At 72.8% G+C, this 24,409-nt stretch carries 24 protein-coding genes; 7 read left to right on the top strand and 17 right to left on the bottom strand.

Annotated elements, in window-relative coordinates:
- Positions 1–2: 2 nt before the first annotated feature.
- Both AC4BGE_RS10035 and AC4BGE_RS10030 read right to left on the bottom strand, forming a co-directional pair.
- Positions 3–1,463, bottom strand: coding sequence for a phospholipase D-like domain-containing protein (locus tag AC4BGE_RS10035; protein WP_490569191.1), 1,461 nt, complete (start codon positions 1,461–1,463; stop codon positions 3–5).
- Between the two features lie 67 nt (positions 1,464–1,530).
- Positions 1,531–1,962: a hypothetical protein gene (locus AC4BGE_RS10030; protein ID WP_490569192.1), complete on the bottom strand. Its 432-nt coding sequence runs from the start codon at positions 1,960–1,962 to the stop codon at positions 1,531–1,533.
- Between the two features lie 77 nt (positions 1,963–2,039).
- On the opposite strand from AC4BGE_RS10030, the gene AC4BGE_RS10025 reads away from it, so the two are divergent.
- From AC4BGE_RS10025 to AC4BGE_RS10010, 4 genes are read left to right on the top strand one after another with little or no spacing between them, the layout of a single operon-like run.
- A complete protein-coding gene (locus AC4BGE_RS10025; protein WP_490569193.1) occupies positions 2,040–3,284 on the top strand; it encodes a magnesium transporter MgtE N-terminal domain-containing protein in 1,245 nt (414 codons plus the stop codon).
- Positions 3,281–3,823, top strand: coding sequence for a DUF1003 domain-containing protein (locus AC4BGE_RS10020; protein WP_490575191.1), 543 nt, complete (start codon positions 3,281–3,283; stop codon positions 3,821–3,823). The genes AC4BGE_RS10025 and AC4BGE_RS10020 overlap by 4 nt, the downstream gene beginning before the upstream one ends.
- Before the next feature lie 5 nt (positions 3,824–3,828).
- Positions 3,829–4,992, top strand: coding sequence for an Mrp/NBP35 family ATP-binding protein (locus tag AC4BGE_RS10015; RefSeq protein WP_490575190.1), 1,164 nt, complete (start codon positions 3,829–3,831; stop codon positions 4,990–4,992).
- Between the two features lies 1 nt (position 4,993).
- Positions 4,994–5,311, top strand: a complete 318-nt coding sequence (locus tag AC4BGE_RS10010) for a sec-independent translocase (RefSeq protein ID WP_490575189.1) — start codon at positions 4,994–4,996, stop codon at positions 5,309–5,311.
- A gap of 22 nt (positions 5,312–5,333) precedes the next feature.
- Here the strand turns inward: AC4BGE_RS10010 and AC4BGE_RS10005 are convergent, their stop codons facing one another.
- The gene (locus tag AC4BGE_RS10005) at positions 5,334–5,882 is read right to left on the bottom strand and encodes a hypothetical protein (RefSeq protein ID WP_490569197.1); all 549 of its coding nucleotides are present in this window, start codon (positions 5,880–5,882) and stop codon (positions 5,334–5,336) included.
- Between the two features lie 121 nt (positions 5,883–6,003).
- On the opposite strand from AC4BGE_RS10005, the gene AC4BGE_RS10000 reads away from it, so the two are divergent.
- Together AC4BGE_RS10000 and AC4BGE_RS09995 are read left to right on the top strand one after the other, a co-directional pair.
- Positions 6,004–6,756, top strand: a complete 753-nt coding sequence (locus AC4BGE_RS10000; RefSeq protein WP_490575188.1) for a LysM peptidoglycan-binding domain-containing protein — start codon at positions 6,004–6,006, stop codon at positions 6,754–6,756.
- Positions 6,753–7,298 carry an Rv3235 family protein gene (locus AC4BGE_RS09995; protein ID WP_490575187.1) on the top strand — a complete coding sequence of 182 codons (546 nt, stop codon included), beginning with the start codon at positions 6,753–6,755 and terminating at the stop codon, positions 7,296–7,298. Before AC4BGE_RS10000 ends, AC4BGE_RS09995 begins: the two co-directional genes overlap by 4 nt.
- Before the next feature lie 68 nt (positions 7,299–7,366).
- On the opposite strand, the gene secA is transcribed toward AC4BGE_RS09995, so the two are convergent.
- From secA to AC4BGE_RS09925, 14 genes are all read right to left on the bottom strand, one after another.
- Complete coding sequence (gene secA / locus AC4BGE_RS09990) at positions 7,367–10,201, bottom strand: preprotein translocase subunit SecA (protein WP_490569200.1); 2,835 nt, start codon at positions 10,199–10,201, stop codon at positions 7,367–7,369.
- Positions 10,202–10,342: 141 nt separating this feature from the next.
- Entirely contained in the window at positions 10,343–11,527 is a 1,185-nt protein-coding gene (locus AC4BGE_RS09985; protein ID WP_490575186.1) for a winged helix-turn-helix domain-containing protein, read from the bottom strand.
- Positions 11,527–12,204 (bottom strand): response regulator, encoded by a 678-nt coding sequence (locus tag AC4BGE_RS09980; protein ID WP_490569202.1) that lies wholly within the window; start codon positions 12,202–12,204, stop codon positions 11,527–11,529. The genes AC4BGE_RS09985 and AC4BGE_RS09980 overlap by 1 nt, the downstream gene beginning before the upstream one ends.
- 78 nt (positions 12,205–12,282) lie before the next feature.
- Complete coding sequence (gene hpf / locus AC4BGE_RS09975; RefSeq protein WP_490569203.1) at positions 12,283–12,903, bottom strand: ribosome hibernation-promoting factor, HPF/YfiA family; 621 nt, start codon at positions 12,901–12,903, stop codon at positions 12,283–12,285.
- Between the two features lie 371 nt (positions 12,904–13,274).
- On the bottom strand, positions 13,275–14,018 hold the full coding sequence (locus AC4BGE_RS09970) for a ComF family protein (RefSeq protein ID WP_490569204.1): 744 nt from the start codon (positions 14,016–14,018) through the stop codon (positions 13,275–13,277).
- A 97-nt stretch (positions 14,019–14,115) separates the two neighbouring features.
- Positions 14,116–15,876 carry an LpqB family beta-propeller domain-containing protein gene (locus AC4BGE_RS09965; RefSeq protein ID WP_490575185.1) on the bottom strand — a complete coding sequence of 587 codons (1,761 nt, stop codon included), beginning with the start codon at positions 15,874–15,876 and terminating at the stop codon, positions 14,116–14,118.
- Positions 15,873–17,483, bottom strand: a complete 1,611-nt coding sequence (gene mtrB / locus AC4BGE_RS09960; RefSeq protein WP_490569206.1) for an MtrAB system histidine kinase MtrB — start codon at positions 17,481–17,483, stop codon at positions 15,873–15,875. Before mtrB ends, AC4BGE_RS09965 begins: the two co-directional genes overlap by 4 nt.
- A gap of 10 nt (positions 17,484–17,493) precedes the next feature.
- On the bottom strand, positions 17,494–18,198 hold the full coding sequence (mtrA, locus tag AC4BGE_RS09955) for an MtrAB system response regulator MtrA (protein ID WP_490569207.1): 705 nt from the start codon (positions 18,196–18,198) through the stop codon (positions 17,494–17,496).
- Between the two features lie 98 nt (positions 18,199–18,296).
- Positions 18,297–19,727 (bottom strand): adenosylhomocysteinase, encoded by a 1,431-nt coding sequence (gene ahcY, locus AC4BGE_RS09950; protein ID WP_490575184.1) that lies wholly within the window; start codon positions 19,725–19,727, stop codon positions 18,297–18,299.
- Positions 19,728–19,820: 93 nt separating this feature from the next.
- Complete coding sequence (locus tag AC4BGE_RS09945; RefSeq protein ID WP_490569209.1) at positions 19,821–20,771, bottom strand: DUF808 domain-containing protein; 951 nt, start codon at positions 20,769–20,771, stop codon at positions 19,821–19,823.
- A 120-nt stretch (positions 20,772–20,891) separates the two neighbouring features.
- Positions 20,892–21,929: an SIS domain-containing protein gene (locus AC4BGE_RS09940; RefSeq protein WP_490575183.1), complete on the bottom strand. Its 1,038-nt coding sequence runs from the start codon at positions 21,927–21,929 to the stop codon at positions 20,892–20,894.
- 12 nt (positions 21,930–21,941) lie between these two features.
- Positions 21,942–22,106 (bottom strand): Trm112 family protein, encoded by a 165-nt coding sequence (locus AC4BGE_RS09935; protein WP_490569211.1) that lies wholly within the window; start codon positions 22,104–22,106, stop codon positions 21,942–21,944.
- Complete coding sequence (locus AC4BGE_RS09930; RefSeq protein WP_490575182.1) at positions 22,106–23,500, bottom strand: phosphomannomutase/phosphoglucomutase; 1,395 nt, start codon at positions 23,498–23,500, stop codon at positions 22,106–22,108. The genes AC4BGE_RS09935 and AC4BGE_RS09930 overlap by 1 nt, the downstream gene beginning before the upstream one ends.
- A gap of 31 nt (positions 23,501–23,531) precedes the next feature.
- Positions 23,532–23,891 carry a DUF3499 domain-containing protein gene (locus tag AC4BGE_RS09925; protein ID WP_490569213.1) on the bottom strand — a complete coding sequence of 120 codons (360 nt, stop codon included), beginning with the start codon at positions 23,889–23,891 and terminating at the stop codon, positions 23,532–23,534.
- Between the two features lie 49 nt (positions 23,892–23,940).
- On the opposite strand from AC4BGE_RS09925, the gene AC4BGE_RS09920 reads away from it, so the two are divergent.
- A complete protein-coding gene (locus tag AC4BGE_RS09920; protein ID WP_490569214.1) occupies positions 23,941–24,390 on the top strand; it encodes a metallopeptidase family protein in 450 nt (149 codons plus the stop codon).
- Positions 24,391–24,409: the final 19 nt, after the last annotated feature.

Below are 24,409 nucleotides of genomic sequence, written 5' to 3'. Positions count from 1 at the left end.
GGTCAGTCCAGGTCCATCTTGGCGTAGGGGTCCACGCCGGGCACCAGCTCGTCGTCCGCGGAGAGCAGCATGTCCGGGGTGTGGATCGGGCTGGTGTCGAACCGCGCGGCGGCGCCGTCGCCGGCGGTCACGTCACGGCGGCGCGAGCTGTCCGGGAAGTTCTCGAACCAGTAGTCGATGTGCTCGGCGTACTGCTTGGTGAGCTTCTTGTCCCAGTAGATCCCGACGTTCTCGTCGGAGGCGGCGCCCATGCCCGACCAGTTGGCCGAGCCGTTGAGCACCACGTAGTTGTTCTTCTTCTTCTTCACGTGGCCGATGATCGACATCGCCTTGAGGTGGAAGTACTTGTCGAACTCGCCGTCACCGTTGCGGTCGACCACCAGGTGGCGCATCGGGATCGGGCCGCGCCCACCCTTGTCGCGCAGCACGTGGCCCACGTCGACGCCCTTGATCGTGTAGCCGATCCGGATGTCGCAGCCCTGCTCCCAGAGGCTGCGCAGCTTGGTGGCGATCCGCATCCCGCGCGCGTTGCGGATCACGTCGGGCGCGATCCGGATCTGGGTCCGGCCGTTGGCGGTGTTCTTGGCGCCGCGGCACTTGGTCATCCGCAGCAGCCGCAGCACCGGGTCCTTGGCGTCGGGCCCGATCAGCGGGTGGAAGATCAGGTGGCTGTCCTTGCCCTTCCACTCCCGGTAGGGGTTGGCGACGGGCACGTCGTTGGCCATCTCGTCGAAGATCTGCTTGGCGAACTGGTAGGGCCGCCGGCGGTTGACCGAGGTGTAGATGTCGTTCCACTGGTTGACCGCAGCGGCGTGGGTCAGGTTGGCGGAGCCCTGGACGAAGACGTTCTTGGCCCGGCCGACCTTGCTGAAGAGGAAGAACTTGCTGTGCGCCTGGCCGCCCTCGCCGCGGCACGAGGCCACGCAGGTCTTGGCCCAGCTCTGCTTGTTGGCGGGCTTGACGGCGTTGATGGCGTTCATCCCGTGGATGAGCTCGAGCCACACCTCGTTGTCGATCGCCTCGGCGTTCTCCTCCGCCATCAGCACGTAGAGAAGGGCGCCCCGCTTCTGGGCCTTCAGCAGGGCGCGGGTCACCGGGCGGGACATGACGTTCCAGCTCATGATCCGGATCCGGGTGCCGCTGCGCGAGCCGTCGATCAGGTTGATGATCTTGCGGTTGATGCGGTGCTGGTCCCCACCCTTGCCGATCGCGGTGTTGAAGGTCACACCGGCGCTCGGCTTGAAGGTACGCCGCCACTTCTTCTTGTCGCGCTTCTTCAGCTGCTTGCGCGCCATCACCGCCGACGGCGCCGCCGCGAGGGTCCCGGACGCCTGGACGGAGGCACCCGTGGCGACGGCACCCTGCTGGACGCCCTGACCGGGCAGGGCCACGCCGGGCGCGGCGAAGGTCAGGCACAGTGCCACGGCCACGGTGAAGGCCGCGATCGACCGACGGTGGAGCATCGGGTTCCTCTCGGGAGCTACGTGATGTCTGGAGTGCCGCGGATCAGGGTCCTCGGCCGGCCTGGGGTCAGCCCCGGCACTTGGCGACCGAGGCACGGTACCCGCCGTCCTCGGCCAGGGTCGACTTCGCGACGCGGACCTTGCCGCCCAGCACCCCGAAGTAGCGGTCGTCGTGGCGGGCGAGGTACTGGCCGGAGGAGCAGGAGAGCACGTCCTTCTCGACGAAGGCGCCCTCGGCGTTGCAGCCGGCGTAGTCGGCCGGGATCGAGGCGCCCTCGACCCAGACCTCGTCGCAGTCGGGAGCGCTGGGGTCCGCGGAGGCGCTCGGCTCCCCGCCGGGCGTCCCGGAGGCGCTCGGCGACGGGGCGGGGGTGGCCGCGCCGGGGTCGTCCGTCTCGTCCCCGCAGCCGGCCAGGACCGTGAGGAGCAGGACAGGCAGCAACGCCACCGCCCGCGTGCGACGGGTGCGGACGGGTGTGCTGGAGACCGCGGATCGCATGGCCTCAGCCTAGCCCGTGCTCGACGCTCCCCCCGGGTTCACCGGTCCGCTGGCCCGTCGCCGGTAGCGTGACCCGGGTGAGCACCGCCCCCAGCCGCGTCTACGTGGCCCGACTCGTCGGCCTGCCGATCTTCGACCCCCAGGGCGACCAGGTCGGCAAGGTGCGCGACGTGGTCGTGGCCATGCGCACCGAGGCGAGCCCCCCGCGCGTGCTCGGCCTGGTGGCCGAGGTGTTCGGCAGGCGGCGCATCTTCGTGCCGATGACCCGGGTCACCCACATCGACGCCGGCCGGGTGCACACCACCGGCCTGCTCAACATGCGGCGCTTCGAGCAGCGGGCCACCGAGACCCTGGCGATCGCGCAGATCCTGGACAGGACGGTGCGGGTCACCCCCACCGGGGTCGAGGGCGTGGTCTACGACGTCGCGATGGAGCAGGCGCGGACCCGCGACTGGGTGCTGAGCCGGGTCGCGGTCCGCGAGCCGTCGCGCGGCTTCCGGCGCCGCGGCCAGACCTACATCGTCGACTGGCGCGACGTCGTCGGGCTCACCCACCGGCAGGACACCCAGCCCGCGACCCACCTGATCGCGGCGATCTCGGAGATGCGCGCGGCCGACGCGGCCCACGCGATCCACGACCTCCCCGAGGAGCGGCGCTCCGCGGTGGTGGCGGCGATGGACGACGAGCGCCTCGCCGACGTGCTGGAGGAGATGCCCGACGAGGACCAGGTCCAGATCCTGGAGCGGCTGACCTCGCAGCGCGCCGCGGACGTGCTGGAGGAGATGTCGGCCGACGACGCCGCCGACCTGATCGCCGACCTCCCGCCGGAGACCGCGGCCACGCTGCTGGCCCTGATGGAGCCCGAGGAGGCCGAGGACGTCAAGCGGATGCTCTCCTACGCCGAGCAGACCGCGGGCGGCATGATGACGCCCGAGCCGGTGATCCTGCCGCCCAGCGCGACCATCGCGGACGCCCTGGCCCACGTGCGGAACCCGGACCTCACCCCCTCGCTCGCAGCCCTGGTCTTCGTCTGCCGCCCGCCCCTGGAGACGCCCACGGGCCGGCTGCTGGGTGCCGCGCACATCCAGCGGCTGCTCCGCGAGCCACCGTCGACCCTGGTGGCGGCCGCGGTCGACGACTCGCTCGACCCGCTCGCCCCCGAGGCACGGATCGAGGACGTGGCGGCACACCTGGCCACCTACAACCTCGTCGCGGCGCCGGTCGTCGACGAGGAGGGCCGGCTCCTCGGCGCCGTCACCGTGGACGACCTGCTCGACCACATGCTCCCGGAGAACTGGCGCGACAGGGCGGTACGGCGATGAGCGACACCCGCGGGACCCAGTCCCGACTCGACACCCCCCTCGAGGGCCGGCGCGGACGCCGGCCCCGCCGGTCCTACGACTCCGACACCTTCGGGGTCTTCGCCGAGCAGTTCGCCCGGTTCATGGGCACCGCGCGCTTCCTGATCTACATGACCGCCTTCGTGGTGATCTGGATCGCCTGGAACCTGCTCGCCCCCCAGGAGATGCGCTGGGACGACTACCCCTTCATCTTCCTGACCCTGATGCTCAGCCTGCAGGCGTCCTACGCCGCCCCCCTCATCCTGCTCGCCCAGAACCGGCAGGAGAACCGCGACAAGGTGCTCGCCGAGCAGGACCGCCGGGTCAACGCGCAGTCGCAGGCCGACATGGAGTTCCTCTCCCGCGAGATCGCCTGGCTGCGGATGTCGGTGGGCGAGGTCGCGACCCGCGACTTCATGCGCTCCGAGCTGCGCCAGCTCCTCGGGGACCTCCAGCGCGAGCGGGCCGACGAGGAGCGGACGGGCGACGACCCGCGGCCACCGGGGACGAACTACCCTTGACTCCCATGAGCACCCCCACCCTCGAGCAGGTCAACGCCGCCCTGGCGACCGTCCAGGACCCCGAGATCAAGCGGCCCATCACCGACCTCGGCATGGTCGACTCCGTCGAGGTCGGGGCGGACGGATCGGTCGCGGTGACGGTGCTCCTGACCGTGGCCGGCTGCCCGCTCAAGGACACCATCAACCGGGACGTCACGGCGGCCCTCACGGCGGTCCCCGGGGTGACCGGTGTGAACCTGACGCTGGGTGTGATGTCGCCCGAGCAGCGCAGCGAGCTCGGGGAGACCCTCCGCGGCGGCCAGGCACAGCGCGAGATCCCCTTCGCCCAGCCGGGCTCGCTCACCAAGGTCTACGCGATCGCCAGCGGCAAGGGCGGCGTCGGCAAGTCGTCGGTCACCGTCAACCTCGCCCTGGCGCTGGCCGGCCAGGGCCTCAAGGTCGGCGTCGTGGACGCGGACATCTACGGCCACTCCGTGCCCGCGATGCTCGGCGTCGCCGACGCCCGCCCGACCCAGGTCGACGACCTGATCATGCCGGTCCCCACGCCCTCGGGGGTCTCGGTGATCTCCATCGGGATGCTCAAGCCCCGCCGCGACCAGGTCGTGGCGTGGCGCGGCCCGATGCTCGACCGCGCGCTGGTCCAGATGCTCGCGGACGTCTACTGGGGCGACCTCGACGTCCTGCTGCTCGACCTGCCCCCGGGCACCGGCGACGTGGCCATCTCGCTGGGGCAGCACCTGCCCAACGCCGAGGTCGTCGTGGTCACCACCCCGCAGGAGGCGGCGGCCGAGGTGGCCGAGCGTGCCGGCACGATGGCCTCGATGATGCACCAGCGCGTGGTGGGCGTGGTGGAGAACATGGCCTACCTGGCGTGCCCGCACTGCACCGCGGAGGGCAAGGAGCACCGTCTGGAGGTCTTCGGCTCCGGCGGCGGGGCACGGGTCGCGCGCACCCTCGGGGAGCGCTTCGGCTACGACGTGCCACTGCTCGGCTCCGTGCCGCTGGACCTCTCGCTGCGCGAGGGCGGCGACAGCGGCAAGCCGATCGTGGAGTCCGACCCCACGGCCCCCGCGGCCCAGGTGCTGCTCGAGGTGGCCGAGAAGCTCAGCGGCCGCGGCCGCGGCCTGGCTGGGATGCAGCTGGGCCTGACCCCCACCAGCAAGTTCTGAGATGTTCGGCGTCGGGCTGCCCGAGATGGCGGTGATCGCGTTCGTCGCGGTCCTCGTCCTGGGGCCGGACCGGCTGCCGGAGCTGGCCCGCCAGGCCGGGACGCTGGTGCGCAAGGGGCGCGCCATGGCCAACTCGGCACGCGACGAGCTGCGCAGCGAGCTGGGGCCGGAGTACTCCGACCTCGAGCTGCGCGACCTGGACCCGCGCACCATCGTCCGCAAGCACATCATCGAGGCCATGGCCGACGCCGACTCCCCGGCGCCGACGGCCGTGCTGCCCGCCGGCGCCCGGCCGCCGTTCGACGACGAGGCGACCTGACCCCGGCCGCGGCCGGGGTGCCTCAGAGCCCCCGGCCGGTGCGGAACGCCGAGACGTGGGCCAGCGGCACCAGGGCCGCTCCCCCGGCCTGAGCGCCCCCGACCAGCACCTCGACGAAGTCCGCCCCCACCCGGCCCAGCCGGCCCTCGTGGCGGCCTCCGTCGGCCAGCTGCACCACCACGACCTCCCGGTCGTCGGAGAGCCGCCGCAGCGCCGACGCCACGCCCAGCCGGTCGACCGGTGACCAGGCCACCTCGGGCAGCGCGCGCTCGGAGGCCCCCAGGACCGCGGTGACCGCGGCGGTGCGCACCCACCAGGTGGCCGCGCGCCCGACCAGCTCGAACCAGCCGGGGCCTACCCTCTCGATCTCGCCGCCCACCCGGCCCACCGCGAGCACGTCGACCTCGACGTGGTGACCCACCGAGGCCATCAGCCGGGTGTCCAGGGTGACCGCCCCGTACTCGGCGCGAGCCCGGTCGGCGACCTCCGCCGCGCGCTCCGCGTGCTGGAGCGCCTCGGCCTGCGCCTCCAGGTCCTCGAGCATCTCGAAGAGCTCCTCGTCACCGGTCATGGACCCAGTCTGGCCAGCCGTCCAGCCGCCGCCGGCGGCTACGCCGCCCTGTGGACAGTCGTGGCGTGCCAAGGTGAATCGTCGCTACGTTAAGCAAACGGACGCAAACGAAAGGGTTCCGATGCCTCGTCGCTCCTCGCCCTCGACTGCCGCCCACCCGGGTCGCTGCGCGGCCGTCTGGGTGCTGGTGACCACGATCACCTCCGTGGGCGGCACGGCCTGCCTCCGGGCGGCACTGGCCCCCGGGCCGGGCGGCTGGCGCCGACTGGGCGCCCCCGGCCACTTCGAGGACCTGCTGGTCGCCGCCGGCGGCGCGGTGGGCGTGCTCGCGCTGTCCTGGCTGTGGCTGATCTCCTCCCTCACCGTGCTCGAGGCACTGCGCGGGCGGCCCGCCGTGCCGGGGCGCAGCCGGGCGCCCGGGCACAGCGCGGTGCGGCGCCTGGTGCTGGCCCTGTGCGGGGCGGCCCTGGCCGGCTCGCTCACGGGGGCGGCTCAGGCTTCCGCGCCTGCGGACCGGCCAGGACTCGCAGGGCTCCCCTATCCCGACCGCGCCTCGATCGGCGCCCCCGCCCGGGAACCGGCGCCCTCCCCCGCTCCGGCGACCACCGCGCCCGAGGCCCGGACCCCCGCACCAGGGACGCCGGCGATCGTGCCGGCGGGCCTTCAGGGCCCCGCCCACGTGGTGCGCCCCGGCGACACGCTCTGGGGCGTCGCCGCCGCCACGCTCCCGGCCACCGCCGCGCCGGCCGAGGTCGAAGCCCGCTGGCGCGAGATCCACCGGCTCAACCGGCGGGTCGTCGGGGACGACCCGGACCTCATCCACCCCGGGCAGGAGCTCCGGCTGCCCACCGTCACCCAAGGAGACCAGTCATGAGCAGCCGCCCCGTCGCCATCTCCCTCGCCACCCCCACCCGTCTCCACGCCCGGGCACCCCTGGGGCACCTGACCCCCATCGCCACCGTCCAGGGCGCGCTCGCCCTGGAGGTGGTGCCGCTGCTGGACCCGCCCGTGCCGGGCGCCCGCCCGGGCCTGCCCGGCGCCGACCTCGTCGCCGTGGAGCCGGCCGAGCGCGACCAGGTCCAGCGATGGGTCAGCGGCTACGTCCAGGCGGCGGTCGAGGTCGTCGCCGGCGACCGGCCGGCCTCCCAGCTGCACCGCTGGACCCGTCGCGACGTCCACCAGGACCTGGCCCGACGGGCCGACCTCGTGGCCCGGGCGGGCGGCCACGTGCCGGGCCAGGGGCGGCGCCGCGGCCTGGCTGCCTCGCACGTCGCGGCGGTGCGGCTCAACTTCCTCGGCGCGGAGGTCGTGGAGGCCTCGGCCCGGGTCCGCCACGGGGAGCGCTCGCGCGCCGTGGCCGCACGGTTCGAGACCTTTCGCGGCCGTTGGGTCTGCACGGCGCTGGAGTTCTGCTGAGCAGACAGCGACGCCGCGCCCGGTCACCCGGGCGCGGCGTCGTGCCGAGGCGTGTCGGTCGTCTCGCGTCAGCCGTTGGCGCGCGCGGTCAGCCCGGTCGGGCCACCCGGCGCACCGTGGCACTTCTTGAACTTCTTGCCCGAGCCGCAGGGGCAGTCGGCGTTGCGCCCCACCCCGGCGTAGGGGTCCTCCTCGCCGGCGGGAGCGGCACCGGAGACCTCGACGTCGCCGTCCTCGGAGGGCGCCGAGTAGGTCAGGCGCTGGGGTCGGGACGGCTTGTCCAGCCCCTTGGCGCGCACCTGCGGGGCGTGGGCGGCGGCCGCCGCCATGTCGATCGCGCCGACCGGCTGCGGGGCCTCCTCCTCGACGACGGCCTCGTCCGCCGGCTCGTCGTCGCCCGCGTCGTCGTCCACCTCGACCTCGAGGTGGAACAGGAACCCGACGGACTCCTCCTTGATGGCGTCCATCATGACCGAGAACATGTCGAAGCCCTCGCGCTGGTACTCCACGAGCGGGTCGCGCTGGGAGTAGGCACGCAGGTAGATGCCCTCGCGCAGGTAGTCCATCTCGTAGAGGTGCTCGCGCCACTTGCGGTCGATCACCGAGAGGATCACCCGGCGCTCCAGCTCGCGCATGACCTCCTCGCCGACCTCGCTCTCGCGCCGGTCGTAGGCCGCCTGGGCGTCGGCCCGCAGCTCCTCGATCAGCATCTCGCGGGTGAGGTTGGCCCGGGAGCCCGCGCGCTTCTCCAGCTCCTCCAGCGTCACCGTCATCGGGTAGAGCTGGCCCAGCGCGGTGCCGAGGGCCGCGAGGTCCCACTCCTCCGCGACGTCGGCGGTGGCGGCGGTCACGTAGGCGCCCACCACGTCGTCGATGAAGGTGCGGATCTGCTCCTCGAGGTCGGCACCCTCGAGCACCCGGCGGCGCTCGGCGTAGATGACCTCGCGCTGCCGGTTCATCACGTCGTCGTACTTGAGGACGTTCTTGCGGGACTCGAAGTTCTGCGCCTCGACCTGACCCTGGGCGCTGGCGATCGCGCCGGTGACCCGCTTGTTCTCGATCGGCACGTCGTCGGGCACCTTGAGGACCTGGAGCACCCGGTCGACCCAGTCGGACTTGAACAGGCGCATCAGCTCGTCCTGGAGGGAGAGGTAGAAGCGGCTCTCCCCCGGGTCGCCCTGACGACCGGAGCGCCCGCGCAGCTGGTTGTCGATGCGCCGCGACTCGTGCCGCTCGGTGCCGATCACGTAGAGGCCGCCGAGCTCCTTGACCTCCTCGTGCTCGGCCGCGACCTGCGCCTTGGTCCGCTCGACCGCCAGCGGCCACTCGGCCTCGTAGGCCTCGGCCGTCTCGCCGGTGGGCTCGAGGCCCTTCTTGCGCAGCTCCTGGTCGGCGAGGAACTCCACCGAGCCGCCCAGCATGATGTCGGTACCGCGACCGGCCATGTTGGTCGCCACGGTGACCGCGCCGCGGTGACCGGCCTGGGCCACGATCTTGGCCTCGTCGGCGTGCACCTTGGCGTTGAGCACCGAGTGCGGCACGCCACGCGCGCGCAGCGCCCGGGAGAGCAGCTCGGACTTCTCCACCGAGACGGTGCCGACCAGGATCGGCTGTCCCTTGCGGTGCCGCTCCTCGATGTCGTCGACCACGGCGTCGAACTTCGCCTCCTCGGTGCGGTAGACGAGGTCGGGCTGGTCGATGCGCCTCATCGGCTTGTTGGTCTCGATGGGCACCACGCCGAGCTTGTAGATCTTGTCGAACTCGCTCGCCTCGGTCATCGCCGTGCCGGTCATGCCGGAGAGGGTGTCGTAGAGGCGGAAGTAGTTCTGCAGGGTCACCGTGGCCAGGGTCTGGTACTCCTCACGCACCGTCACCCCCTCCTTGGCCTCGATCGCCTGGTGCAGGCCGTCGTTGTAGCGGCGCCCGGCGAGCATCCGGCCGGTGTGCTCGTCGACGATGAGCACCTCGCCGTCGATGACGACGTACTCCTTGTCGTTGCGGAACAGCTCCTTGGCCTTGATGGAGTTGTTCATGAAGGAGATCAGCGGGGTGTTGACCGAGTCGTAGAGGTTGTCGATGCCGAGGTGGTCCTCGACCTTGGTGATGCCCGGCTCCAGGACCGAGATGGTCCGCTTCTTCTCGTCGACCTCGTAGTCCTCGTCGCGGACCATCCGGGCAGCGATCTTGGCGAACTCCGCGTACCAGTGGACCTCGTCCTGGGTCGGGCCGCTGATGATGAGCGGCGTCCGGGCCTCGTCGATGAGGATCGAGTCGACCTCGTCGACGATCGCGAAGTTGTGGCCGCGCTGCACGCAGTCCGCGATGGAGTCGGCCATGTTGTCGCGCAGGTAGTCGAAGCCGAGCTCGTTGTTGGTGGCGTAGGTGATGTCGCAGTTGTAGGCCTCGCGCCGCTGCGCGGGCCGCATCGAGGGCATGATCACGCCGGTGGTCAGCCCCAGGAAGGAGAAGACGCGACCCATCATCTCCGACTGGTACCTGGCCAGGTAGTCGTTGACGGTGACGATGTGGACGCCCTTGCCCGACAGCGCGTTGAGGTAGGCCGGGAGGGTCGCGACCAGGGTCTTGCCCTCACCGGTCTTCATCTCCGCGATGTTGCCCAGGTGCAGCGCGGCGCCGCCCATGATCTGCACGTCGTAGTGGCGCTGGCCCAGCACCCGCTTGGCGGCCTCGCGCACCGTGGCGAAGGCCTCCGGCATCAGGTCGTCGAGCGTCTCGCCGTCGGCCAGGCGCTGCTTGAACTCCTCGGTCATCGCGCGCAGCTCGTCGTCGCTCATCGTGACGAAGTCGTCCTCGATGGCGTTGACGGCCTTGGAGATGGCCTGGAGCTGACGAACGATCTTGCCTTCGCCGATGCGGAGGAGCTTGTCGATGATGGCAGGCACGTACACGGACTCCTGAGTTGACGGGCGCACCAGCTGGCGGAAACCAGCAGTGGGATGTCTCGGGGCAGCGCGGACGCCGACCTCCGCTGGCCATCGTAACGGGCACGGGCACGCACACAATCGCAAGCGAGCGCACCGGCCCTAGCGAGCCAGCACCGGGACCAGGTCGCCCCCGCCCCTGAGCACGACCTCGTCGAGCCCCAGCCACCCGGCGAGGCGGAGCAGCTCGGCCCCCAGCTCCTCGGCGACCTCGGCCGGGGCACCGGGCTCGCGGTGGGCGGAGAGGACCTCCAGCACCCGGGCCCGCCGCTCCGCCTTGAGGTCGACGCGGGCCACCAGCCGGTCACCGAGCAGGAAGGGCAGGACGTAGTAGCCGTGCACCCGCCGGTGCGCGGGGGTGTAGATCTCGATCCGGTAGCGGAAGCCGAACAGGGCCTCGGCCCGGGCCCGTTCCCACACCACCGGGTCGAAGGGGCTCAGCAGGGTGCGCGCCTCCACCCGCCGGGGCAGGCTGCTCGCGACGTGCCGGAAGGCCGGGCGGTCCCAGCCCTGGACCGTGACCGGCTCGAGCTCCCCGGCCTCCACCAGGGCCGCGACGGCACCGCGGGTGTCGGCCAGCGACATCCGGTAGTAGTCGCGCAGGCAGGCCAGGCTGGCCACCCCGTGCGAGCGCGCGGCCCGGCGCACCAGGTGGAGGGCGGCCTCCTCCCGGCTGGGGACCGGCGCGGTGAGCACCTCGGGCGGGAGGACCCGCTCCGGCAGGTCGTAGCGCACCTCGAAGGAGGGGGTACGCCCCGCGATCGCCAGGTCCCCGACCAGGAAGAGGCGGTCCAGCACCTTCCGGGCGTCCGACCAGTTCCACCCCCAGTGCTCGCGGGTCCGCGGCCCGCCCAGCTCGCCCTCCAGCTCCCGGGCGGTGACGGGGCCGCGCTCAGCCACCAGGGCGAGGACCCGGGGCTCCAGGCGCGGGTCCGCGTCGAACCACTTGCCCCGGGTGCTGCGGTAGTCCTCCATGCGGTGCCGCATCGCGGGCCACAGCTCGACCGGCATCAGCGCCTGCACGTGCGCCCAGTACTCCACCAGCCGACGCGGCCGCCGCTGCGCGGCCCGGTCCAGCAGCCCGACGTCGTAGGGCCCCATCCGCGAGTAGAGCGGCATCAGGTGGGCGCGTGCGAGCACGTTGACCGAGTCGACCTGGAGCACCCCCGTCCGTGAGACCGTGCGCACCAGGGTGCGCATCGTCGGCACCGCGTGCGGCGGATCGGTGAAGCCCTGGGCGGCCAGCGCGATCCGCCGGGCCTGCGCACGCGAGAGGGCGGTGGCCATCAGGGCAGCTCGAGCAGCTTCTCCTTCACCGCGTACATGACCGCCTCCATCCGCGAGTGCAGCTGGAGCTTCTCGAGCATGTTGCGGACGTGGTTCTTCACGGTGTTCTCGGAGATGAAGAGCTGGCGGGCGATCTCGCGGTTGTTCAGGCCCTTGGCGACCAGGCGGAGCACCTCGAGCTCACGCTCGGTCAGGCGGAGCCCGTTGACCTGGTTGCGCTCGGGCTTGGACATCTGCTTGAACTCGTCGATCAGCTTGACCGCCATCGAGGGCGAGATCAGGGACTGGCCGTCGGCCACCACCCGGATGCCCTGGGCGACCTCCTCGATGGAGGAGTCCTTGAGCAGGTAGCCGGCCGCACCGCTCTTCACCGCCTCGTAGAGGTCGGCCTCCTCGTCGGAGACCGTCAGCATGATGATCTTGGCCGACGGGTTGGCCTCCTTGATGGCGCGGCAGGCCTCGATCCCGCTGCGCCGGGGCATCCGGACGTCGAGCAGCACCACGTCGGGCGCCATCGAGGCGGCGAGGTCGGTGGCGGCGATGCCGTCCCCGGCCTCGGCGACGACCTCGATGTCGGGCTCCTGGGCCAGCAGCATCGTGAGCCCTCGGCGGAAGAGCTCCTGGTCGTCGGCGAGGATCACGCGGACCGGTTCGCTTGTCTCTGTCGGCTGCGTCACAGCCGCATCATGACAGATGCCCCGCACCGAACGGGCGCAGAGGCGCACGTTCGGCGCGGGGCATCCGCGCAGCCCGCGTCAGGAAGCGACGTTGAGGGCGATCACGCCGTAGTCGTAGCCGTGGCGCCGGTAGACCACCGACGGCTGCTCGCTCTCCTTGTCGACGAAGAGGTAGAAGTCGTGACCGACCAGCTCCATCTCGTACAGGGCCTGGTCCAGGGTCATCGGCGACGCGTCGTGGGTCTTCTCCCGGACCACCAGCGGGCCGTCCCCGGTGACCGTGATCGGCCCGACCTGGCGCTCGACCACCTCGTCGGACTCGGTCTCGTCCACGGCGAGGTCCTCGGCGCTCGGCGCCAGCGCCTCACCGACCGAGACCGGCGTGCGACGGCCGCGGTGGATCCGGCGGCGGTCGGCGGCCTTGCGCATCTGGGAGGTCATCTTGTCCAGCGCCAGGTCGAGGGCCGCCATCTTGTCGTCGGCGGCCGCCTCGGCGCGGATCACGGGGCCCTTGGTCAGAGCGGTGAGCTCCACCCGGACCGCGCGGTCCTGCTGGCGCGGGTTGCGCTCGGCCGAGACCTCCACCTGCACCCGGATGATCCTCTGGTCGTGCTTCTCGAGCCGGGACAGCTTCTCCTGCACGTGCTCTCGGAACCTGTCCGAAACCTCCACGTGCCGCCCCGTCACCACTACGTCCATGAGAACCTCCGATTCGTCAGTTGCTGCACCTCGTGAACAGCCGGGAGGGCCACGACCGTGGCTCCCGCTGCCTGGCATGGAGTCCGCCCGGCCGACCTGGTCTTCGTCCCCACAATCGCCTGCTGAGGCGTTCGCAGCTTCTCCGCCACTACTGGCCTTCTCCCGGCGGACGCCGCATCTGACGGCGGCGCCGAGGCAGGACTTACTTCTAAGCCGCACCGTGATCGGCTTCCCGGACGGACCGGAAGAGCCTTACGTGGGCCGTTTCGCCTGCGACTGGCATCGGCTTGCCGCCGAGGCACACAGGGCCCCCCGACGACGCAACCACGGACCCGGACGGACTCCATGACCAGACGCTATCCCGTCCGTGGTCACCGCCGCAGCACACCCTCCGATCCGGCTCCCGCGGCCCCGGTCGAGCGTCGCCGGACCGCCCCCACCGCGGCGATCCCGGACACCTTCACCCCCACCGCCTCCAGGGCCCGCTGGGCCTCCCGCGCCGTGGCGCCGGTGGTCAGCACGTCGTCGCAGACCACCACGAGGCCGCCCGGCACCCGCCGCCCGACCCGGCTCAGGGCGCGCCCCGGCACCCGCATCGAGCCGGCCAGGTTGGCCGTCCGCGCCACGGCGTCGAGGCCGGCCTGGTCGGCCACCCCGGGGTGCGAGCGGAGCAGGTCGGCGACCACGACGCGGCGCGGCACCAGCGCCCGCGCGGCGACCCGCACCAGGCGCCCGGTCGGGTCGTCGCCACGCCGGCGGACCACGCCGGGCCGGGAGGGCACGGGCACCAGCAGCACCGGGGCGGCGCGCGGCGCCGGCGGCAGCGCCGCCGCCACCGCGAGCGCCAGCAGCCGGCCCAGCGGGACGCCCAGGCCGAAGCGGGCCTCCTCCTTGTGGTCGATGACCAGCCGGCGCAGCAGGCCGGCGTACTCGCCCGCGGCCCAGGCCGGGGCCAGGCCGGGCGGCGCGGGGTCGGGCCGGGCCGGCACCGCGGTCACCGGGAGCAGCAGCCGGCAGCGCGGGCACAGCAGGCGCCCCGGCCGGCCGCAGCCCAGGCAGGAGCTGCCGACCAGCAGGTCCAGGCCGTGGTCCAGCAGCGTCCCGGGCGTGCTCACCGGACCATCCCAGCCCACCGGCGCACCCGGCCGCACCCGCCGTCCGGGCCTCCTGGGGGGCACCGGCCCGGGCGTCGGCCTGTGCACGGCGGGCGGCTCAGCCCACGTAGCCCAGCCAGCCCACCCGCTCGTCGAGCGGCGGGACTCGGCGGACCGGGTCCACCAGGTCGGTGACCCCGTCGACACCGACGGCGTAGAGGCCCAGCCCCCGCTCCGGCGAGCTGACCAGGGTGCCGGAACGACCCCGGATCCGCGACGTCCCCGAGGTCTCCAGGTCGCCGGGGGCGCCCTCCACGGGGACCGTGCGCACCTGGGACAGGTCGCCGGTGATGCCGCTGATCAGGGTGACCGAGGCCGGCGAGCGCCAGCCGACGTCCTTGATCCGACGGTCGGAGTCCTCACCGAGGTCGATCTCCCGGGCCCGCGTCGCCCCCAGCACCCGGCCGCTCTCGTCGTGCAGCACCCGGCTGGTGAGGAGCCGGTCGCTGTTGCGCCGCCGCACCACGGCCACCAGCCGGGACCCGTCCCGGGAGACCAGGAACGCCCGGACGTCGCGCCCCGACAGCCCCGGCACGTCGACGCTGCGCTGCTCCCCCTCGAAGAGCATCCCGACCCGGGCACCGGCGGCGGTCCGGTCCACCCACCAGAGGCGGTCGGCGAAGTCCCAGCTCGGAGCGAGCAGGTCGGTGGCCCCGGAGACGATCTCCAGCGGCTCGGTCTCCATGTCCTCCACGGGGCCCAGCAGCAGCGCGGTGCCCGAGGAGGTGACGGCCGCGGCCTGCTGGGCCGAGAGGCTGATGCCGAGCGAGCGCACCTGGAGCGTCCGGGTGCCGAAGGGACCCGCGGTGGCCTCCAGCTCGTCCAGCCGGCCGCGGACCAGGAGTCCGTCGCGCAGCGCGAAGAGATCGGAGCTGGAGCCGTGCCCGACGGGGTCGAAGCGGGTCCCGGCCGTGGGATCGATCTCCGGCTCCCCCTCGGGCAGCGGCACCGGGCGGCCGTTGAGCGTGAGCCGGAAGGCCCTGATCCGCGGCTCCTGGCGCAGCGTCCAGGCGAGCTGGGCCAGCATCTCCTCCGAGACGAGGTCCGCGGCGCGGACCCCGGGCGGGGCGTCCAGGGAGACCTCGGCCAGCCCGGCGCCGTCGATCGGCACCGAGAGGGCCAGGCTCAGGCCGGGCGGGACGGCGCTGCGCACCACCTTGTCCAGACCGGGTGTCGGGCCGGCCAGCAGGCCGCGGACCAGGGCGGTGGCGAACTGGTCGCCCCGGGGCACGTAGACCGGCTCGGGCACCAGGATCCGCCCGGTGGGGTCGAGGAAGTGCAGCGAGGCCCGCTCGAACCTGTCCTCGAACCACGAGCCCGGGACGACCATGGCGTTGGGGGCGGCGTCGATGCGCCACTCCCCTCCCTCCAGCGTCACCGGGAACTCCAGCTCGGCCTCCTTGCCCTCCAGCGAGCGGGACCAGGCTCCCCGCGAGTCGTAGGACTGCCCGTCGACCAGGGGGACGGTGACCACCGTGTCGCCCCGCGCGGTGCCGAGGTCGGAGTAGGTGATGGTGCCGCCGAGCGGCTTCCAGCGCTCCTGCGCCTGGGAGGTGAGGTACTGCGCGGCCACCGGTGTCTTGATGGGGGTGGCCTTCATGGCCTCGAGGAAGCCGGCCACCACCTCGCGCGAGGACGCGCCGGGCTCGGGCGGTCGCGGGTCGTAGAAGGTGCCGGGCTCGGCGTCGCCCGCCTCGGGGTTCTGGACCTCCGCGATCGGACCCGAGACGGGCATCGACACGCACCCGCTGAGCAGCGCGACCACCACGACCAGGAGCACCGCCCCCGGCGCGCGGCGACGGGACCACGATCGGCTCACGCCGTCACCTCCTCGTCGGTCGGGACCAGCGGCAGCGGGCTGTGGCGCAGGGACTGCCCGGCGCGCCGCGGCAGGGTCAACCGGAACTGGGCACCCTCGCCGGGCCGTCCCCACGCCTGGAGCCACCCGCCGTGCAGGTGGGTGTCCTCCAGCGAGATCGCGAGCCCCAGCCCCGTGCCGCCGCTGGTCCGGGCCCGGGCCGGGTCGGCGCGCCAGAACCGGTTGAAGACCATCGCGGCCTCCCCCGGCCCCAGGCCCACCCCGTAGTCGCGCACCGTGATCGCGGCCGCCTCCTCGTCGGCGGCCACCTGGACCACGATCTCCTTGCCCTCGGCGTGGTCGATGGCGTTGGTCACCAGGTTGCGCACGATCCGCTCCACCCGCCGTACGTCGGCCTCGGCCAGGCACGGCCGTCCGGGGTCGACCACCACGACGCGGGTGCTGCGCTGCACGGCGAGCGCCTCGGTGGCCTCCGCGACCCGGTGGGCCACGTCGACGAGGTTGACGTCGTCGACCTCCAGGACGGCGGCGCCGGCGTCGAACCGGCTGATCTCCAGCAGGTCGGCCAGGAGCACCTCGAAGCGGTCGAGCTCGGTCTGCAGCAGCTCGGCCGCGCGTGCGGTGACCGGGTCGAAGTTCTCCCGACCGTCGTGGAGCACGTCGCCGGCCATCCGGACGGTGGTCAGGGGGGTGCGCAGCTCGTGGGAGACGTCGCTGACGAAGCGGCGCTGCAGACGGCTCAGCTCCTCGAGCTGGCGGATCTGGCGCTGCAGGTTGGAGGCCATCTGGTTGAAGGAGGTGGCCAGGCGCGCGAGGTCGTCCTCGCCGGTGACGCGCAGCCGCTCCTGCAGCTGCCCGGCCGCGAGCCGCTCGGCCACCTGCCGGGCCAGCCGCACCGGGGTCACCACCTGGCGGGTCACGACCCAGGCGACCACCGCCACGAGCACCACGAGCAGGGCGGCCGCTGCCAGCAGGGCACGCGTGACCAGGGCCAGGGTGTCCTCCTGCTCCGCGAGCGGGAAGAGGTAGTAGAGGGTGTAGGTCTCGCCGTCGGCCGGCAGGGTCACCTGGGACCCCACGGCGATCCCGGGCCCGGGCTCCACCCCCGCCACCGGGCCGGTGGTCCGGATGGTGGTGTAGGTCCAGGCGGGCGCGCTGCGCTCGGCGAAGCGCGCCTCCAGCGAGCGAGGCACGCTCGACTTGTCCAGGTTCTGGGTGAACTGGGCGCCGCCTCCGGCCAGGGTGCTGCCCGAGGCGAGCGGCGCGGAGAGGATCACCGCGAACCCGCGGCTCGCCCCGCGCGCGATGATCGGCTCGATCAGGTCCTGGCGCTGGCCCGCCGCGTCGACGTCGGTGCCGGTCGCCGACGTCAGGCGGTTGCGGGCCTCGGCGGTGCCGTTGCTCGCCTCGGTGACCACCCGTTCCACCCGCCGCTCGAGCAGGCCCTCGCGGACCTGCTGGAGCAGGAACCAGCCGACCACGCCGACCACGAGCGTGGTGAGCACCAGGGTGCTCGCGACCACCCGCGCCTGGATGGAGCGACGCCAGAACGTCAGCCCTCGTCCCAGCGCCGTGGGGACCCTTCTCAGGGGACGCTCGGGTGCCATCACCGGGTCATCAGGACTTGCCGGCCTTGTAGCCCACCCCGCGGACCGTCAGCACGATCTCGGGGTTCTCCGGGTCGTGCTCCACCTTGGACCGCAGGCGCTGCACGTGGACGTTGACCAGCCGGGTGTCCGCGGCGTGGCGGTAGCCCCAGACCTGCTCGAGCAGCACCTCGCGGGTGAAGACCTGCCAGGGCTTGCGCGCCAGGCAGACCAGCAGGTCGAACTCCAGCGGCGTCAGGTTGACCGTCTCGGAGCCGCGGGTGACCGAGTGCCCGGCGACGTCGATGGCCAGGTCGCCCACGGTCAGCGTCTCCGACGGGGCGTCGTCGAAGCGGCGGACCCGCGCCCGGATCCGGGCGATCAGCTCCTTGGGCTTGAACGGCTTGACGACGTAGTCGTCGGCCCCCGACTCCAGGCCGAGCACCACGTCGATCGTGTCCCCCTTGGCCGTCAGCATCACGATGGGGACCCCGGACTCGGCGCGGATCTCCTTGCAGACGTCGATGCCGTCGCGGCCCGGCAGCATCAGGTCGAGCAGGACCAGGTCGGGGCGGTAGCTGCGGAACGCCGCCAGCGCCTCGTCGCCCCGGGTGACCATCTGGGAGTCGAAGCCCTCCTGGCGCAGCACGATGGTGAGCATCTCGGCGAGCGAGGCGTCGTCGTCGACGACCAGGACCCGTCCGCGGGCGGGCGGGTCGACGACGCGCTGGCTCATGGGGACATTGTGCCAGTCGTGGGGTGGGCCCACCGACCGGGACGCCGACGAGGGCGCCCCGGACGGGACGCCCTCGCGGCGGTGCGTGACGAGGCCGCTCAGTAGCGGTACGCGTCGGACTTGTAGGGGCCCTCGACCGGGATGCCGAGGTAGTCGGCCTGGGACGGGGTCAGCTCGGTGAGCCGGACGCCCAGCGAGGCGAGGTGCAGGCGGGCGACCTCCTCGTCGAGGTGCTTGGGCAGCACGTAGACGCCGACCGGGTACTCCTCGGGCTTGCTGAAGATCTCGATCTGGCCCAGCACCTGGTTGGTGAAGGAGTTCGACATCACGAACGAGGGGTGACCGGTGGCGTTGCCCAGGTTGAGCAGGCGACCCTCGGAGAGCACGATGATCGAGTTGCCCGCGGGGAAGGTCCAGATGTCGACCTGCGGCTTGACGTTCTTGCGCACCGCGACGCCGTCGGCCTCGAGGCCGGCCATGTCGATCTCGTTGTCGAAGTGGCCGATGTTGCCCAGGATCGCGTTGTGCTTCATCTTGCGCATCTGCTCGACGGTGACGACGTCCTTGTTGCCCGTCGCGGTGACGATGATGTCGGCGACGTCCAGGACGTTGTCCAAGGTGTCGACCTGGTAGCCGTCCATCGCGGCCTGCAGCGCGCAGATGGGGTCGATCTCGGTCACGATGACCCGGGCGCCCTGGCCGCGCAGCGACTCCGCGCAGCCCTTGCCCACGTCGCCGTAGCCGCAGACCACGGCGACCTTGCCCCCGATCAGGACGTCGGTGGCCCGGTTGATGCCGTCGATGAGCGAGTGGCGGCAGCCGTACTTGTTGTCGAACTTCGACTTGGTCACCGAGTCGTTGACGTTGATGGCGGGGAAGAGGAGCGACCCCTCCTTCATCATGTCGTAGAGGCGGAGCACACCGGTGGTGGTCTCCTCCGTCACGCCCTTGATCTCGCCCGCGATGCGGGTCCAGCGGTCCTTGCTGTGGCGCAGGGACTCCTGGAGGACCTCGAAGATGATCCGCTGCTCACCGGACTGGGCCGAGGCGGGGTCCGGGGCCACCCCGGTCTTCTCCGCCTCGACACCGAGGTGGACCAGGAGGGTGGCGTCGCCGCCGTCGTCGAGGATCATGTTGGCGAACGTGTCACCGGGCCAGTCGAGGATCTGCTGGGTGCACCACCAGTACTCCTCCAGCGTCTCGCCCTTCCAGGCGAAGACCGGCACCCCGGCCGGCTGCTCGACGGTGCCCTCGGGGCCCACGACGATCGCGGCGGCCGCGTGGTCCTGGGTCGAGAAGATGTTGCACGACGCCCAGCGGACCTCGGCGCCGAGGGCGACGAGGGTCTCGATCAGGACCGCGGTCTGGATCGTCATGTGGAGCGAGCCCGCGATCCGCGCGCCGGCCAGGGGCTTGGAGTCCCCGTAGCGCTCGCGCATCGCCATCAGCCCGGGCATCTCGTGCTCGGCGAGCTGGATCTCTGTGCGACCGTACTCAGCCAGGCTCAGGTCGGCGACCTTGAAGTCCATTGCTACCCCTCCGTTGCGCGTCGTGCGTGGGTCCGCACGTGCCGACGAGCGTAGGACTCCCGGTCGGGGATCACGCAATCCTCGTCGACGCCCTCAGTGCGCCGCCTTCGCCTTCGCGTGCCCGAAGGGCAGCACGTGCAGGACCGCCACCACCAACGCCCCCACGACCAGGCCGATCACGGCCGACGCCGCGGTGTTGACCAGCCAGCTCACGGCGCCCTCCAGCACCCCGACGGCCCCCGCGACCGCCTCCTCGAGGTGGTGGACCAGCTCGTAGGGCGCGTGCCAGCCGAGGTCGTCCACCCCGACCAGGAGGATGTGTCCCCCGACCCAGAGCATCGCCACGGTGCCGACGATCCCGATGGCCGTCAGCAGGCGCGGCATGCCCCGGACCAGCCCGTGGCCGACCCGTTGGGCCAGGCTGGAGGCCCGCCTGGTCAGGGCCAGGCCCACGTCGTCCATCTTGACGATGAGTGCGACCACGCCGTAGACGAGCGCGGTGATGCCGAGCGCGACCACCACCAGGATGGCCGCGCGTGCCCAGAACGACTCCTCGGCGACCTCGTTGAGCGAGATCACCATGATCTCGGCGGAGAGGATCAGGTCGGTGCGGACGGCGCCGGAGACCATCTGCTTCTCCTGCTCGGGGCCGATCTCGGTGGCCAGCGCCTCGGTGTGCTCGTCGTGGCCGGAGATCTTCTCCCAGATCTTCTCCGCGCCCTCGAAGCAGAGGTAGGTCCCGCCGAGCATCAGGATCGGCGTGAGCACCCAGGGCAGGAACTCGCTCAGCAGCAGGATGACCGGGAGGATCAGCAGGAGCTTGTTGCGCACCGAGCCGATCGCGATCTTCTTGATGATCGGCAGCTCCCGCTCCGCGGCCAGGCCCTGGACGTACTGCGGGGTCACGGCGGTGTCGTCGATCACCACGCCCGCCGCCTTGGCGCTGGCCCGGCCGGCCGCGGCGCCGACGTCGTCGATCGAGGCCGCCGCCAGGCGCGCCAGGACGGCGACGTCGTCGAGCAGGGCGAAGAGGCCGCCGCTCATGCGGACCTCCGCGAGAGGCGGACGCGACGACGGATCAGCTGGACCGGCGCGGCCGGGAGGGAAGATGTGCGCACCGGCGAAGAGTACCCAGTTCCCCGGGCGGGCAGTGCCGTCCGGCGCTCACTCCTCGACGAGGCCCATGCCCAGGTAGGCGGCGGCGTAGCGGCCGTGCAGCACCAGGGAGGCGTAGCGGGCGACCTCGGTGGTCGCGGTGTCGTCGCAGCTGACCGTCTCGATCCTGACGCCACGACTGCTGGCCGCGGCCTGGAGGCGGGTCCGCTCCTGGCGGGCGTGGGCCCCCTGCGTGCCGTCGTCGAGCACCAGCAGCAGCGGGCGGCGCTCGGGGGCCTCCTCGGCGAAGGGGTCGACGAAGACGTCGCGCGGCCGGGTCGCCTCGAGCACGGGCAGCAGGTGCTCGGCGTCCCCGGCGAGCGCCGAGGCCCCGGTGGCCCGCCGCAGCGACTCCGCCACCCGGCGGGCGGCCCGGGCGGCCAGCACCGACCCGCCCCACACCACGGGCGAGGTGTCGGCGAGCGCGATGGCGAGCATCTTGGCCGGGTTGACGGCCAGGTCCCGGTGCGGCGAGCAGACGGTCGCCACGGCGTCCAGCGCCGCGGCCACCTCCTCGGCGTCGGCGCGGGGTCCGAGCTGGGTCCGGTCGAGGTACTCCAGGGTCACCACGGCGGCCGCGAGCTGGTCGCGGGTGGTCACCGGCAGGATGGTGGTCCAGCGGCCGGTGGCGTGCTCGGCGACCATCGACGCCGGAGGACAGGCCACCACGCACTGGGCGCCGCGCCGGGCGGCCTCGCTGACCGCCGAGGCCGAGCCCTGGTCGGAGCCCTCCGGCGCCAGCACCACCACCAGGTCCAGGCCGCCCACCCAGCCGGGGAGCCCCGGACCGGGCCACGCCACGAACGGCACGGGGCACCACGGCTCGAGCACCGCGCGCAGCAGCCGCGAGTCGGGCCCGGCGGCCACCACCGCGCGCGGCCGGCTGCCCTCCAGGGCCCGCGCCACCGCGGCGGGGAGCAGGTCGGCGGCGCCCGACATCTCCCGGCGGACCCGGGCACCGGACTCCGCCAGCGGGCGCAGCAGCCCGTCGTGGGCCTCCAGGACCCGGGCGTCGTCGAGGCGGGACTCGTCGAACCAGGTGGTCATCGTGGCCTCCGGTCAGGCGGGCTTGCGGGCCTCGTCGAGCAGCAGCACCGGGATGTCGTCGCGCACCGGGTAGGCGTTGCCGCACCCGGAGCAGACCAGCTCGTCGCCCTGGACGCCCAGGGCGCTGTGGCAGCCCGGGCAGGCGATGATCTCGAGGAGGGCGGGGTCGATGTTCATCATGAGCTCCTGATGAGGGCGAGGACGGTGTCGCGGATCTCGGTCATGGTGGCATCGTCCTTGCCCTCGGCGTTGAGCCGGAGCAGCGGCTCGGTGTTGGAGGCGCGGACGTTGAACCACCAGTCACGGTGGGTGACGGTGAGGCCGTCGAGCTCGTCGAGCTCCACGCCCGCCGCCGCGGCGTACTGCCCGCGCAGGGTCGCGAGGACGGCGGCCTGGTCGGCGACGGTGGAGTTGATCTCGCCGCTGGCGGGATAGCGCTCGTACTCGGCGAGCAGCTCCGAGAGCGTGCCGGAGGACTCCGCCAGCGCGGCCAGCGCGTGCAGGGCGGCCAGCATCCCGGAGTCGGCGCGCCAGAAGTCGCGGAAGTAGAAGTGCCCGCTGTGCTCCCCTCCGAAGACGGCGTCGGTCTCGGCCATCGTGGCCTTGATGAAGGAGTGACCGACCCGGGTCCGCACCGGCTTGCCGCCCAGCTCGGTCACCAGCTCCGGCACCGCGCGGGAGGTGATCAGGTTGTGGATGATCGTGGCCCCCGGGTGCTTGGCCAGCTCGCGGGCCGCGATCAGCGCGGTCAGGGTCGACGGCGGCACCGCCCGCCCGCGCTCGTCGACCAGGAAGCAACGGTCGGCGTCGCCGTCGAAGGCCAGGCCCAGGTCGGCCCCGGTCTCGACCACCCGGCGCTGCAGGTCGGCCAGGTTCTCCGGCTCGATGGGGTTGGCCTCGTGGTTCGGGAAGGTGCCGTCGAGCTCGAAGTACATCGGGATCATCTCGACCTGGTCGGCGCCGATGCGGCCGAAGACCTCGGGGGCGGTCAGGCCCGCCATCCCGTTGCCGGCGTCGACGACGACCTTGAGCCGGCGTCCGCGCACCGGCGCCAGGGAGAGCAGGTGGTCGGCGTAGGCACCGAGCACGTCCTGCTCGGTGGTGGTGCCGGTGGGGGTGTCGTCGGGCACCAGGTGGGCGCCGGTGGTCGCCCGCAGCCCGACCAGGTCGCGGATCTCGGCGAGCCCGGTCTCCATGCCGATCGGCTGCGCGCCGGCGCGGCACATCTTCATGCCGTTGTACTGGGCGGGGTTGTGGCTGGCGGTGAACATCACGCCGGCGTGCCCGAGGTGGCCGGAGGCGAAGTAGAGCTGGTCGGTGGAGGCGAGCCCGATCATCACCACGTCGGCCCCGGCCCCGGCGGCGCCCTGGGCGAAGGCCTCGGCCATCCCCGGCGAGCTGGGCCGCATGTCGTGGCCCACGACCACGGTGGGGGCCTCGGTCACCAGGACGAAGGCGGCACCCGTGGCCCGGGCGAGGTCGTCGTCCAGCTGGTCCGGGACCGTGCCCCGGACGTCGTAGGCCTTGAAGATGGCGTCCAGGTTGGCGGGGTCGAGGGTGTCGGAGGACATGGGGCGCAGCCTAGCGGCTCGCGCGCGGCGCTCACTCCGTGGTCAGGACACGCAGGTGACCGCGGCGCACGCCGCGGGCCGGGTCGTCGGCGGGGTGCACCTGCGGAGCCGGCTCCGGCGGGCGGGCGGCCTCGCGCACCGCGTCGGCCAGTGCCAGCAGGTCGTCGCCCGAGGGCCCCTGGGCCGACGGGTCCGGGGCGAGCCGGAGCACCTCCCACCCACGCGGCGCCGAGAGCCGCTCGCTGTGCTGGTCGCAGAGGTCGTAGGCGTGCGGCTCGGCATAGATCGCCAGGGGCCCCAGCACCGCGGTCTGGTCGGCGTAGACGTAGGTCAGGGTCGCCGTGGCGGCACGACCGCACGCCGTGCGCGAACAACGACGGGTATGACTCACGGGTCGCACGTTACCGGCCGCGCCCAGCCGCACGGTCTAGGCTCGCGGGATGGACCCGGTCGTGCCGTCACCGTCCCCCGGGGAGCTGACCACGCGGCGCCGCACCCGGGACCGCCGCGGTCGCGGGCCCCGCGGGCCCGGCGTGCTGCGGAGCTCGCCGTCGGAACCGGCGCGCCGCACCCCCCGGCACCGCTTCGACGAGCTGGTGCTCGACGTGGTCCGGGCCGTGGAGGACCGGTGGCACGACGAGCTGGGCCTGGTCGAGTACGCCGTGGAGGACACCCCGCTGGTGCCCGACGACTGGGACGACACCGTGCCCCTCTCCTCCCTGGTCCGGGGCACCGGCACCGAACCTGCCCGGCTCGTCCTGTTCCGGCGGCCCATCGAGCACCGGTGCGAGGGCCGCGAGGAGCTCCGCGCCCTGGTGCTCACCGTGGTGGTGGAGCAGGTCGCCGAGCTGCTGGGCCGCTCCCCCGACGAGGTGGACCCCCGCGGCTAGGTCCGCCTCTGAGGCCGGC

It is taken from the genome of Nocardioides sp. Z50_6 (assembly GCF_058215755.1).
This window is presented reverse-complemented; position numbering and strand designations above follow the sequence as displayed.